General features: G+C 51.7%; 5 protein-coding genes. 3 read left to right on the forward strand and 2 right to left on the reverse strand.

What is annotated here, in order from left to right; translation table 11 throughout:
• Window positions 1–40: 40 nt before the first annotated feature.
• From FHQ30_RS07740 to FHQ30_RS07750, 3 genes are all read left to right on the forward strand, one after another.
• The gene (locus tag FHQ30_RS07740; RefSeq protein WP_139611963.1) at window positions 41–3,196 is read left to right on the forward strand and encodes an ESPR-type extended signal peptide-containing protein; all 3,156 of its coding nucleotides are present in this window, start codon (window positions 41–43) and stop codon (window positions 3,194–3,196) included.
• On the forward strand, window positions 3,169–12,741 hold the full coding sequence (locus FHQ30_RS07745) for a YadA-like family protein (protein WP_139625160.1): 9,573 nt from the start codon (window positions 3,169–3,171) through the stop codon (window positions 12,739–12,741). The genes FHQ30_RS07740 and FHQ30_RS07745 overlap by 28 nt, the downstream gene beginning before the upstream one ends.
• 64 nt (window positions 12,742–12,805) lie before the next feature.
• Window positions 12,806–13,552 (forward strand): OmpA family protein, encoded by a 747-nt coding sequence (locus FHQ30_RS07750; RefSeq protein WP_139611961.1) that lies wholly within the window; start codon window positions 12,806–12,808, stop codon window positions 13,550–13,552.
• 84 nt (window positions 13,553–13,636) lie between these two features.
• Here FHQ30_RS07750 and FHQ30_RS07755 read toward each other — a convergent pair whose 3' ends face one another.
• Window positions 13,637–14,080 (reverse strand): ACP-like domain-containing protein, encoded by a 444-nt coding sequence (locus FHQ30_RS07755; RefSeq protein ID WP_139611960.1) that lies wholly within the window; start codon window positions 14,078–14,080, stop codon window positions 13,637–13,639.
• A 61-nt stretch (window positions 14,081–14,141) separates the two neighbouring features.
• Entirely contained in the window at window positions 14,142–14,996 is an 855-nt protein-coding gene (gene folD, locus FHQ30_RS07760) for a bifunctional methylenetetrahydrofolate dehydrogenase/methenyltetrahydrofolate cyclohydrolase FolD (RefSeq protein WP_139611959.1), read from the reverse strand.
• Window positions 14,997–15,116: the final 120 nt, after the last annotated feature.

Below are 15,116 nucleotides of genomic sequence, written 5' to 3' on the forward strand. Positions count from 1 at the left end.
AGATTTTATTTTTAACAAGTCAGTGTGACGGAGTATAACAATGAATAAAATTTATAAAGTGATCTGGAGCAAGGTGGTTCAGGCGTGGGTTGTGGTATCTGAGCTTGGATCATCTCAAGGCAAGGGTGGCTCAGTTCGTACGCTGGTGCGTGCAAGCAACCATTCGCTCTTGTCTCCAGTGTCTGCCGTGGCGTTTGCGGTCAGCATGGCGTTCGCTGGCGTGGCTCAAGCCGTGGTCGTCTCCACAACAGGATATACAAATGGTTCTCCTACTGCCTCCATCTCTATTGGCAGCGTAGTAGGTAATGCCGGTTGCTTTGGTGGCACAGGTACAGCCGGTGGCGTGGATTACAGTGCAGTGTCGGCGGTGGATGGATCCGGACAGCTGGCTTCCGTCTGGGGTTGTGCCAATGGTAATGGGCAAACCGGCCCTACCTTGGTGGGCAGTGGCGCAAAGGCCAATGGTGCCTGGGCGACTGCAATGGGGGCCTATGCCGAGGCCGGCGTACGTGGTTCGGCATATGGGGTGAAAGCCAATGCCAGCGGAAGCGATGCGGTGGCGCTGGGTTCTTTTGCCAACGCCACCGCCAGCCAAACGGTGGCGATAGGCGGTTCGATTGGTAATACAGCAGATGCCACCAACCGTGCCAATGCCACCACCGCCGGCGCAGTGGGGGCGGTTGCGATTGGTTCTAATGCGGTACGAGGCGCACAAGCGACTGGCGTCAATTCGATTGCGATTGGCGGACAGTCAAGTGCTACTACTGATAATACGGTTGCCATCGGTAATTTGGCCACGGGTACCCTTGCCAATGCCGTTGCGATTGGCTTGAGCGCTAATGCAACGGGATATGATTCAGTCGCACTGGGTTCAGGGGCGCAGGCATTGGCCGGCGGAGGCAATATATCGGTTGGCAGATTGGCTTACACCAATGGCACAACCAATGGCAACGGCAATAATATTTCCATCGGTAATGCTGCCGGTACGGGGCAAGCCACCACCGCCAACGGCAACGCGGCAATCGGTGGCAGTGCAGGGCAAAATGTATCCGGTCGTGCCAACTTCGCCATGGGCTTTAATGCGGGCTCCAACGTCAGTGGTTCAGCCAATATTGCTTTTGGTCGCAGTGCCGGCTTTGGCGGTACAGCCGCTGCGCCTTATGCACAATCCGGCTCTGTCGCGATTGGTGACAGCGCATTGTCCAGCAGCACCACCGGCTACTCCACCGCGGTGGGCAGTTTTGCTCAAGCCACCGGCCAGCAAGCCATTGCCATCGGCGGCGGTGCGGCAGCCAATGCCATCGCCAGCGGCAACAATGCCGTTGCCATTGGTACAGTCGGAACACAAGCGACGAGCGCTAACACCGTGGCACTGGGCAGCTCAGCTCAGGCTAGCGGTATAAGTGCGATTGCGGTTGGTAATAGTGCCAATGCCTTGGGACAAGGTAGTGTCGTGATGGGTAGCGCTGCAGGGCAACAGAATACCCAAGCCTACACCATTGCCATCGGCAGCAGTGCAGGCACCACCACCGCTGGCACCACCAATACCGAAAATACCGCCATTGGTCGCAATGCCGGGCAGAATGTGAGCGGCAATACCAACTTGGCGTTGTCTTCGCGAGCCGGGCAAAACGTTTCCGGCAGCAACAACTTTGCCGCCATGCTGGACGCCGGGCAGTATGTTTCCGGCAATAATAATATTGCGATTGGTCAGACTGCCGGCAGAGGAACCAGTGCAGCGCCGATGACGGCTTCGCATACCGTGGCTTTAAGCACTGGCGCCGTGGCAAGCCAGAATAATGCCATTGCAGTTGGTAATACGGCCACAGCACGTGGAATCAGCTCAATTGCGATAGGAGATACTGCCCGTGCTGCTCCTACCAATGCCATCGCCATCGGCATTAACGCGCTCAGTACCACGTATTCCGGTGTTGCGATTGGTGATAATGCCAGGGCAATTACCTCAGGTATAACCAGTGTCACAGCACCCTCATCTACGGCAATCGGTAGGAATGCGGGGGCCAGCCTGGGCACCGCCGTTGGCGAAGGCGCTTGGGCGGCTAGCAGTAGCGTATCGATTGGACGTAACGCCGCCAGTGTGCCTAAAGACTGGAGCACTTTAGATATGAATACCACAAATAATAATTTTGGTATCAGTAACTATCCAGGCGCAGGCAATGTGGTGATCGGTGATAACGCCAGAGCTATGGTAGGCGGCCGAGCTGCAAATCTGGCTTCCGTAGCGTTGGGCTATGGTGCCACCATTGTGGCTGCTGATGAAGCCAGCAACACCACGAACCAACGCTTGTTGGGCGTGGGCAGTGCCACCGCGCTGGGTGGCAATACCCTCATCACCGGCTCCACCGGTGCCACCGTAGTGGGTGCCAATGCCAATTCCACCGGTTCCAACGGCAGCGTGAGCGTGGGGCAATATGCCACCGCAGGCACAACAGCCATGCCTGCGGAAGCCGGGATTGCCATCGGCGGTGCGCGTTATAATACCAATGGTGCAGTGGTTGCGAGCACCGCCACCCGAGTCACCGGCGAAGCGGCGATTGCGATTGGTAGTGCATTGCCAGTTGGCACAAGCTATCAAAACACCACAGCCACCGCTGCTAACGCCATCGCTTTGGGTACCGGGGCACAGGCCTTGGCGGTAAATACCATCTCGATTGGTACCGGCAACGTGGTTTCCGGCGCCAATTCCGGTGCCTTGGGTGATCCGTCTTATATTTCAGGCAGCGGTACTTATACCGTTGGTAATGATAATGGCACGGCAGCAGCACCGATTGCAGCCACTAATTCCGGTGCTTTTGGTAACAACAATAATATGCCGACAGCAAGCACGAGCGGCATTCGTGTGGTGGGTAACAGCAATACCGTCAATTCCAGCAATGCAATGGTGATGGGCAATGGCGTTACAGTGGCTGCAGGCTTGGATGGCGCCGTGGTATTGGGCAATGCCTCCACAGTTTCTGCAGCGGTAGATACTGCAAATACCACACTAAACGGCTTAACTTACACTTATGCCACCGCCGGTGCGGCTCCGGCTGACGGTGATGTAGTGAGTGTGGGCACTGCTGCCAAACCGCGTCAAATTCAGAACGTCGCCAACGGACGAGTCTCTGCCACCAGCTTGATGCCATCAACGGCAGCCAGTTGTATGCCGTGGCAGATACGCTTTCTCAACAATTAACCCATTTTTATAGTGTCAACAACACAACGACAACAGCAGGTAACTATAAAAATGACGGTGCGACCGGCGCCAATGCAATGGCACTGGGACCAAATGCCAAAGCAGTAGGGGCGCAAAGTATTGCCATGGGCTTGAATGCTCAGACCTCTGATGGGGCGGATTCGGTTGCGATTGGTCATAATAGCAATGCAGCAACCGGCTCTGTCGCCATGGGACGCGGAACGGTTGCCAATGGCAATAATGCCGTGGCAATTGGTTTAGGAGCTCAAGCGACTTCCGCCGATTCTGATAATTTTGGTGGTATTGCGATTGGCGGACAAAGTAAAGCCACTACACCGACTGACGCTAATGCTACCGCAACTGCGATTGGCTATTCCAGCCAGGCAACAACCGATGGTGCTTTAGCTTTAGGGGATACGGCTAAAGCCACGGCTAATGCCGGTGATGTCGCTTTGGGTAGCAATTCATCTACTGCAGCGGTGGTTAACACCACCGAAGCAACTGTAGGCAATTTGACTTACTCCGGCTTTGCCGGCACCGCCGCCACCTCCACCGTGAGCGTGGGTGATGCTGGTAAAGAGCGTACGCTGACCAATGTGGCGGCGGGGCGTATTAGTTCAAGCAGCACCGATGCGATTAACGGCAGCCAGTTGTATGCCACTAATGTCACCTTGGGTAATGTTGCCACTACCGCAGTCGGTATTTTAGGCGGCAATGCGGCTTTGGCGGCTGATGGCACAATCACCATGACCAATATTGGTGATACCAATAAAAATACCGTACACGAGGCGATTAAAGCAGCAAAAACCGAAGTGACAAATGGAACTAATGTGACCAGTGTGGTGAAAACAGATGGTGTCAATGGTCAAGCAGTCTATACCGTGAATGCCGATGGCACCACAGTATCAGCAGCGACAAGTGCGGTTACAGTGACGGCCGATCCGAAAGACGGTACCACCAATATCACCAACTACAAAGTGGATCTCTCGCAAGCAACCAAAGATAGTATTGCTAAAGCCGATGACGCACTTCAATCTTGGACTGCGCAGGTGAACGGCGCAACAGCAGCGACAATCAACAAAGACAACACCACGTTGAATTTTGTTAATGGCGACAATATTCTGATCACCAATGATAATGGTGGGATAAAAGTTGCCACCAGCATGACACCAACCTTTACTAGTGTTAATGCCACAACTATTACGGCTCCAACCATCAGCACCGGCAATGGTGGCCCAAGCATGAGCGCAACAGATGGCATCAATGCGGGTAATCAAAAAATCACCAATGTTACTGCGGGTACAGCAGATGCGGATGCGGTTAACTATAGCCAGTTGAAAGCGGTACAAGATGCGGCTAAAACCAGTAGCGTAGTCAAAGGCACCAATGTGGCCAGCGTAACCTCAACAACCAGCGGCGTGAACACCGAATACACCGTGAATGCCGACGGCACCACGGTATCGGCAGCAACGACAAGTGCGGTTAAAGTGACTGCGGGTGATAAAAATACCACCACTAACGTTACCGATTATGCGCTGGACTTAACCGATAAGACCAAGGAAGATATTGCCAAAGGCGTGACAGCCTCTGAAGATATTGCCAGCAAAGGTCTTGTTTTTGCCGGTGACAGCGGTGACAACGCCACCCGTAAACTCGGCGAAACCTTAAATGTTAAAGGCGGCAATACCACCGAAGCCAATCTTACCGACAACAATATCGGCGTTGTTTCAAATGGCGCAGATACCTTGACGGTAAAACTGGCAAAAGATGTCAACCTTGGCGCAACAGGCAGCCTTACCATCAACAACAACAAGCTGGATAAAGACGGTTTGGACGTGGTTAGCGGCAATACATCGGTGGCAATCAAACCGGCTAAACTGGGCGATCCGGTGTCGGTGGTGGCGACTGATGGTACCAACACAGCCGTTTATGGTGCTAAAGGCTTAAGCTTTACTGAAACCAACGGCACACCTTTGGCAAACAGCCCAAGCATCAGCCAAACCGGTATCAATGCAGGTAACCAACAAATCACCGCTGTGAAGAGCGGTGTTGACGGCACAACCTTGGCAGATGCCGCAGGTGATACCCTCACCAACGCTGCCAACATCGGCGATGTGAAAAATGCCATTACCAATCTGGAAACCCAATATCAAGGGGATAATGTTGCGGTGACGGTGACACGCAAACCGGCTGAAGTGTTGAGTGTGAAAGGTGGTGCAGCTGCGGATCAATTGACCGATGGTAATATCGGTACTGTAGGTGCAACAGACGGTTCGATCACAGTGAAACTGGCGAAAAACCTAGCCGGATTAACCGATGTCGAAACCGAAAGCCTATCGGTTGGCGATAAAGTGACGATTACCAGTGCTGGCATTGATGCAGGCGGCTTACCGATCACCAACGTGGCAGACGGCGTGAATGATGATGATGCGGTCAATGTTTCGCAACTGAATAAAGTTGCTGGTGGCTGGGAAATCGGTAACGATATCACCGCCGCCAAAGTGGGCAATGTGGCCGCCGGTAAGCGGGTGGACTTTGTTTCCGGCAATGAAGAAAGCACGCAGGTTACGGTTGCACAAGGTGCAGACGGCAATAGCGTAGTGACCGTGGAAGCCGCACCGGGTGCGATCCGCTACAGCAACAGCAATACCGCCGCAGGTGGCAATGCCTCTAATGGTGACCAATTCGCAGCAACAAACTCAGTGACGTTGGTGGGTGCTAACGGCGATACCAGCAGTGGTGTTACCATCAATAACGTAGCGCCAGCAGAATTGTCTGCCGATAGTAAACAAGCGGTGAATGGTTCTCAATTGTTTACAACCAACCAAAATGTAGCAACCAATGCGGCCAATATTGCCAAAGGCATTAATTTTGGTGGCACCGAGGGCAGCAATAAATATGCCTTGGGCGACACCATCAATGTGAAAGGCGATAGCAACATCACCAGTACAACGATTGCCGGTGGTGCGCAGTTGGCATTGGCGAATACCGTTACTATTGGCAATGCAACCACAGGCAAACCGGTGACGATCAATGGCGAAACCGGTACTGTTGGCGGTTTGACCAATACTACCTTTGATGCAGCCAACATCACCAGCGGGCAAGCAGCAACAGAAGACCAGTTGAAAGCGGTTAGCGAGGTTGCGAATGCAGGTTGGAATGTGCAAGCCAATGACACGACCGCAGAAAATGTTGCACCGAATGATACGGTGACATTTAAAGACGGCAAAAATATCTTGGTAACTCAAGACGGCAAAACATTAACCATTGCCACTTCTGATAATCCGGAATTCACCAGCGTGAAAATTGGCGATGCCACCAATAACACCACGTTGACCAGCACAGCCGATGGCTTGAGTGTGGGCGGTGACAAGATCACCAATGTCGGTTCAGGCACGGTAGCCGCGGACAGCACCGACGCAGTGAATGGCGGCGATGTGTATACGGCGATTCAAGGCACCGCAAGTCAATATCAAGGTGATAACACCACCGTGACCGTAACTCGCAAACCGGCTGAGGTGTTGAGCATTACTGGCGGAGCAACCGATTTAACCGATAACAACATCGGTACTGTAGGCAATGCAGATGGCTCGATTGCGGTGAAACTGGCGAAAAACCTGACCGGATTGGAAAAAGTCACGGTTGGCGACAGTGAACTTACCACCAACGGCTTGACCATCCAAAACGGCACTACAGGCGGCAGTGCGGTCAGTCTGACCAAAGACGGTTTGGACAATGGCGGCAACAAAATCAGCAATGTTGCTACCGGCACAGCGGATACCGATGCGGTGAATGTGGCGCAATTGAATGAAGTGGCAGGCGCAGCAGCGAAACCACTGACTTTTGCCGGCAACAGCCGTGTAGCAGCAGATGGCACGAGCGATGTTGAGCGTAAATTAGGTGAAACCCTGAAGATCTACGGTGCAACTGATGGCAACCTGACAGCGCTCTCAACGGATGCGGCGACAGCAGGCACATACAGCGGAAAAAATATCCAAACGATTACGGATAAAACCACCGGAGCCGTGCAAATTCAATTAGCGGAGAATCCGGAATTCACCAGCGTGAAAATTGGTGATACCACCAATAACACCACGCTGACCAGCACAGCCAACGGCTTGGATGTGGGCGATGATAAGATCACCAATCTGAAGAGCGGTTTGGACGGCACAACCTTGGGTAATGCCAGTGGCGCAGTGTTGACCAATGCGGTGAATGTGGCTGACCTTCAAAGTGCGGTCACAGGCTTGACCGATAGCGGCTTTAAAGTCAATGCCGATAATGCAGACGTTAAAACCCATAAATTGGGCAATGAGCTGGCGATTGTGGCGGGTAATGCCACGGAGACTTCAAGCGACAACTTGGCAACCAAAGTTGAGCAAGATGCGCAAGGTAAAACCACGGTGACGGTGAGCATGAAAAATGCACCGACCTTTACCGGCACGGTGACCGCACCAACCTTTGTGGCCAGTGGTGACAATCCGGTGACGATTGGTGATGGTAAAGTCACTGGTTTGGTTGCCCCGACAGCTGGCAGTGATGCCACCAACAAAGATTATGTTGACGGCAAAGTTGGCGACGCAGTAGGTGCGGTAACCCTGAACACAGCAGGCGACACGGGGACAGGCAGTGTGAATCTGAAGACCCAATCTTTAGCGATTAACGGCACCACCGACCAAATCGAAAGCACGGCATCAGAACAAGGCGTTACCCTGAAACTGAGCAGCAAAGTGACCGATTCGCTGGCAAAAGCAGACAATGCGGTGCAGTATGATGATCCGGCTGTGAAAGATAAAGTAACCTTGGGTGGCACAGACAGCACAACGCCGGTGCAGTTGACCAATGTCAAGGCGGGAGATCTGAGTGCGAACAGCACGGATGCAGTCAACGGCAGCCAGTTGTTTGCCACCAATCAAAATATTGAAACCTTGCAAAAAGGCTGGAACGTCACGACTTCTCAATCGGACGGCACCGCCAATGGAAGTGCGGTCACGGCAGTGAAAGCTGAGGATACCGTGACCATTGATGCCGGTAAAAATATTGTCATTACTCAAGATGGACAAAAAGTATCGATTGCCACTTCGGCCACACCGGAATTCAGCAGCGTGAAAATTGGTGATACCACCAATAACACCACGTTGACCAGCACAGCCGATGGCTTGGATGTGGGCGGTGACAAGATCACCAATGTCGGTTCAGGCACAGTGGCAGATGGCAGCACCGACGCAGTCAACGGCGGCGATGTGTATACGGCGATTCAAAACACCGAAACGCAATACCAAGGCGACAACACAGCGGTGACCGTGAAACGCAAACCGACTGACGTGCTGAGCGTGAAAGGCGGTGCAGCTGCGGATCAATTGACCGATAACAACATCGGTACGGTGGGTGCGGAAGACGGTTCGATCACCGTCAAACTGGCGAAAAACCTGACCGGATTGGAAAAAGTCACGGTTGGCGACAGTGAACTCACCACCAACGGCTTGACCATCAACAATGGTACCGCAGGTAACCCGGTCAGCCTGACCAAAGACGGCTTGAACAATGGTGGCAACCAAATCACCAATGTGAAGAGCGGCTTGGGCGATACGGTTTTGGGCGATGCTACGGGTGCGGTGTTGACCAATGCGGTGAATGTGGCTGATCTGCAAAGTGCGGTCACAGGCTTGACTGATAGCGGCTTTAAAGTCAACGCAGACCAAGGCGGGGTTCAAACCCACAAACTGGGCAACGAGCTGGCAATCGTGGCGGGTAACACCACCGATGCTACCTCAAGCGACAACTTGCTGACGAAAGTTGAGCAAGATGCCGCCAGCGGTAAAACCACAGTGACCGTGAGCATGAAAGAGAGCCCGACCTTTAAGGATATTACTGCCACCAGCGTAACGGCTGATGACGGAGCGGGCAATGTCACCAAACTGACGGCAGCCGGCACAACCGTCACCGACGGCACCAATACCAGCACTTACGGTGCTAACGGTCTGGTGATCAAAGACAAGGACGGTAACGAAGTTGCTTCTTTGGACAGCACGCCGATTACAGTGAAAGACAACGACGGCAATGATATTACCAATGTCAACACAGCGTTGAACCAGTTGAACAGTGCGCAACAAACGGCTGACAGCTTTGCGGTCAAATACGACAAAAACGCAGACGGCACACCGAATAAAGACAGTGTGACCTTGGCGGGCACCACCGGTACGCCGGTGACTAAAAATGCCGATGGCACATTTACGCCGATGAGTGGTGGTACGGTGTTGAACAATGTGGCCAGCGCAGGCGATATTACTGATCCGGCGAATGCCTACAAAGCAGTGAATGCAGGGGATTTGAACAATCAAATTACCGGCATCACCAACAGTGGTATCAAAGTCAACGCAGACCAAGGCGGGGTACAAACCCACAAACTGGGCAACGAACTGGCAATCGTGGCGGGTAACACCACCGATGCTACCTCAAGCGACAACTTGCTGACGAAAGTGGAGCAAGATGCCGCCAGCGGTAAAACCACAGTGACCGTGAGCATGAAAAATGCACCGACCTTTACCGGCACGGTGACCGCACCAACATTTGTGACCAGTGGTGACAATCCGGTGACGATTGGTGCCGGCAAAGTCACTGGTTTGGTTGCACCAACCGCAGATGGTGATGCCGCGAATAAAAAATATGTGGATGATCAGTTAACGACAACGGTCGATGCGGTCGCACTGAATACCGCAGGCGACAGCGGTACCGGTAATGTTAACCTGAAAACACAAACATTGTCGGTGACCGGTACGGCGGATCAAATTGAGACAACCGCAGCAGACCAAGGCATCAAGCTGAAGTTGAGTGATAAGGTGACCGAATCGTTGGCGAAAGCAGACAATGCGGTGCAGTATGATGATCCGACTAAGAAAGACAGTGTGACCTTGGGCGGCACAGGCAGCACAACGCCGGTGCAATTGACCAATGTGAAGAGCGGTTTGGGCGATACGGCTTTGGGTGATGCAGCAGGTGCGGTGTTGACCAATGCGGTGAATGTGGCTGATCTGCAAAGTGCGGTCACAGGATTGACCAATAGCGGCTTTAAAGTCAATGCTGATAACGCAGACGTTAAAACCCATAAATTGGGTAAAGAGTTGGCGATTGTGGCAGGTAATGCAACTGATACCGTCACCACCAACTTGGCAACTAACGTGACACAAGATGCGGAAGGTAAAACCACAGTGACCGTGAGCATGAAAGAGAGCCCGACCTTTAAGGATATTACTGCCACCAGCGTAACGGCTGATGACGGAGCGGGCAATGTCACCAAACTGACGGCTGCCGGAACCGAAGTGAAAGATGCGGCAGGCAACAGCGCGACCTATGGTGCAACCGGCGATACCATTAAAGATGCAGCGGGCAATAGCACGACAACCACGGCAGCGGGTACGGTGGTGAAAGATGCGGCTGGCAATACCACTACGGTGGCAGCAGCCGGCACAACCGTCACCGACGGCACCAACACCAGCACTTACGGGGCGGATAAAGCCACAGTAGGTAGCGCCAATCCGGTGGTGATTGATGGTGCCAAAGGAACGGTGAGCGGTTTAACCAATACTACATGGGACAACAGCAAAACCTATACCGGCAGCAATACTGCCGCAACCGAAGGGCAAGTGGCGGATGCGATCAGCGGTTTAACTGACAAAGGCTTGATCTTTGCCGCCAACACCGGCAGCAACCACACTGCGAAACTGGGCAGCACCGTGACCGTGAAAGGGGCAGATGAAAATACCGACTTCAACAAATTTGATGCCGGTAAAAACATCATGACCCAAGTGGACAATGGGCTGATTCGTGTGGCGTTGGCAAAAGATCTGAGCGGCTTGGACAGCGTGACGGTCGGCAAGGATGCCAATGGTAACACCACGGTGTTGAATGGTGCCGGTACGACCGTGACCAACGACGATGGCCGTACCGCCAGCTACGGCGTGGACGGTATGAGCGTTAAAGGTGCAGACGGCACAACCTTGGCCAGCGTCGGCAAAGATGGCGTCAGCACTACCGGCACGGTTAAAGTGGTGGATGGTGAAGGTAAAACCGTGGCACAACTGGATGATACGGCGATGAATGTTGCCGGCAAGCCGGTGACCAGTGTCAACGACGCCATTAATCAGTTGGATAAAGCGGCAACTGCTGCCAAAACGACGGTCACTGCGGGTGACAATATTGTGGTTACCCCGACAACCAACAGTGACGGCAGTACGACGTATAATGTTGCTACCGCCAAAGATCTGAAGGTGGACAGCGTTAAAGCGGGCGATACCACCATCAACAACGATGGCTTAACCATCGCAGGTGGTCCGAGTGTGACGAAAGCCGGAATTGATGCGGCAGGAACTAAGATCACCAATGTGGCATCGGGTGATATCAGTGCAACCAGTACCGATGCAGTGAACGGTGGCGATGTGCATAATGCTATCAAAAACGCCACTAGCGACTTAGTTGATAATGGTCTGAAATTTGGTGCCAACAGCGGTGATACCTATACGGCTAAGCTGGGATCAACGGTGAATGTGAAAGGTGCGGACAGCAATACCGACTTCAGCAAATTTGATGGCGGCAAAAACATCATGACGCAAGTGGATGCCAAGGGTAATATCACGGTGGCATTAGCCAATGATGTGGAGGTTGCCAGTGCCAAGTTCGGTGATACCGTCAAGATCGACAACCAGGGTATCAATGCAGGCAATACCGTGATTGATGGGGTGAAAGCCGGCAGCATTGCCGCAGGTAGCCAACAAGCTGTCAACGGTGGCCAAGTGCATGATGTTGCCCAATCTGTTGCTAAGGCATTGGGCGATGGCGCGAAAGTTAACCCTGACGGTACGGTGACGGCTCCGACTTATACCATCACTAAAACTGACGGTTCGACAGTCACCGCCAACAGTGTCGGTGGAGCATTGAATTACTTCAACCAAGAGATTGTTAAACCAATTACCTTTACTGGTGATAGTGGCAGCTATGATGCGAAACTGGGTAATACCGTCAACGTGAAAGGTGATGGTAAAAACATCAGCACTTCTGTGAGTGGTAATAACCTGACCATCAGCATGACCGATACTCCGGAATTCAGCCGTGTTACCACCGGTGGGACGGTGATGAACAGCAACGGCTTGACTACGGGTGGTGGCAATGGCCCTAGCTTGACGACCAGCGGTATTAATGCAGCGGGCACCAAAATCAGCAATGTGGCTAATGCAACAGAAGCGGGTGATGCGGTCAACTTCGGACAAGTCCAAGCGATGGGGAATAACCTGAACAGACGTATCAATGAAGTTGATAAGAGTGCCAGAGCCGGTATCGCCGGAGCGTTGGCAACCGCCGGTCTCTACCAAGCCTACTTGCCGGGTAAATCCATGGTTTCTGTCGGCGCAGGTACTTATCGCGGTGAAAATGCGTTGGCTATCGGTGTCTCCAGAATCTCTGACAATGGCAAAATCGGGGTGAAACTGACCGGTATGTCAACCAGTCAAGGTGATGCCGGTGGTTCTGTCAGCGTTGGTTATCAGTGGTAATAAATCTTAACCGCACTTTGGACAACGTGGTGCAAAGTGCGGTCAACAAAAAGGAAATGGTGAGATGAAATTAAAGTTAGTGAAGTATGCGCTACCACTGGCCGTTGCAGTCGCATTAGCGGGCTGTCGTTTGAGCGATGTTAAATCCGATGGCACGACTGATCAACCAGTGTGGCCAAAAGTAGAAGATGCCGGTGTGAATTTCAGCGGTTCGCAGTATGGGATTTGGCCGAACTGGGATAACGTGCGCATGATCGAAAAAGGCATGAACAAAGATCAGTTGTATTATCTGATCGGCAGACCGCACTTTAGTGAAGGTTTATTCGCCGTGCGTGAATGGGATTATGTGTTCAACTACCGCCAAAACGGTGAACATAAAATTTGTCAATTTAAAGTATTATTTGATAAAAACATGGATGCACAATCGTTCTTCTGGAAACCAACCGGCTGTAACAATCAGTATGAACTGTCCGGTGATTTCTTGTTTGATTTTAATTCAGCAACTTTGAGTGCCAAAGGCAAATCAGTGATTGATGAGGTGGCGCGTGGGTTAACTGAAAGTGGTAGTAAAAGCGTGACTGTGGACGGCTATACCGATCGCTTAGGTTCGGACAGCTACAATCAAGCATTGTCGCAACAACGTGCCGATGCGGTGAAAGCCTATTTGGTTTCGAAAGGCTTTGCGGCTGATCAAGTGACAGCGGTTGGGCGTGGTAAAGCTGATCAGGTAGTAGCTTGCGAAACAGAACAAGGGCAAGCATTGCGCGACTGCCTGCGCCCTAATCGCCGTGTGGTGATCTCGGCTAACTAAGCGGTTGCTACTAAGCTCCGTTTAAAATAAACCCTGTCATGATAATGGCAGGGTTTATTATATGGTATGGCTTGATGTTAAGGCTTATTTAGCCGGGAAGCAGGATTTTTTCAAAATTTGATCGACTTTAACGGTTGCGCCATTGACTGTGTCGTTTTTCGTCAAGGTCAGGAAGCCGTTGCCCTCTTTTTCAGGGGTTTGACCTGCACTGTTATTACTGATGGACCAAGAGTAATCACCAACACTAAAGACAGTTGTTTCTGGATTCGATTTATCACCATCATAATCCATGGTTAAAATTTCCTCGCCTAAAGTCACTTGCGCAACTGCAGTGGCTTCACCAAAGTGGTAGCGAGCTTTTGCCTGTTTTTGATCAACACCATTTTCACATTGATAGTCGATCCATTTCGCTGCCAAAATAGGTTCTTGATAATCTTTTACAGCGACTTGGTTATCTGCGGAGTGGCTGCAAGCGATTAATACAGTAGAGCAAGCAGTAACGAGTAACATAGTTTTTTTCAAAGACATATCTTTCTCCTTTTAGAGTACTAGAATAGAAATCCGAGATAGGATTTCCCGATAAAAATCGTTATTGGTCATGACAGTGTTCGCAGGCATACAACGTATTGCTCATCAACATCGCAACCGTCATCGGCCCAACGCCACCGGGCACTGGCGTAATAAATGCTGCATTTTCGCTGGCAGTATTAAAATCAACATCACCAACTAAGCCATTTTCGGTACGGTTTATCCCGACATCAATAACCGTTGCGCCTTTTTTGATCCAATCGCCCGGAATAAAGTGCGGTTTGCCGACAGCAACGACCAAAACATCAGCTTGGCGGATATGCTGCTCTAAATTTTGCGTAAAGCGGTGAGTAACCGTGACGGTACAGCCCGCCAGTAGTAGCTCTAGCGCCATTGGTCGTCCGACAATATTGGATGCACCAACCACCACCGCATGCTGCTCATATAAATTGATGCCGGTGGTTTGCAACAATTTGATGATACCATAAGGGGTGCAGGCGCGTAGCAGAGGAATGCGCTGACATAAGCGCCCGACGTTGTATGGGTGAAACCCATCGACATCCTTACTCGGCGTTATACGTTCAATCACTTTTGTGGTGTCGATTTGTGCCGGCAACGGCAGTTGAACTAAAATACCATCAATTTGCGTATTATTATTCAGTTGTTCGATGAGTGCTAATAGCGTTTGTTCGTCTGTTTCGGCAGGCAAATCGTAAGATTGCGAATAAATGCCCAGCTCGGCACAGGTTTTGCGTTTGCTGCCGACATAGACTTGTGAAGCCGGATCGGCACCGACTAAAATGACAGCTAGCCCCGGCGGCCGTTTACCTTCACGTATACGATCACGGATTTTTTCTGCAATCTCGGTTTTTATTTGAGCTGCAATATGTGTGCCGGAAATAATTTGCGCAGACATTTATTAATCCTTTGTTAGGGTCTGTTGTTCTTTGTTTATAATTTGAGCTATAGACTATTTTTCGCCACTCTTTTTGTAAATAAATAAGGCAAAAGTCGTGAAGTTTAGTGATTCTAAACG

Origin of the sequence: Testudinibacter sp. 'clade 2' (genome assembly GCF_006227735.1) — a bacterium.
Taxonomy (GTDB): domain Bacteria; phylum Pseudomonadota; class Gammaproteobacteria; order Enterobacterales; family Pasteurellaceae; genus Chelonobacter.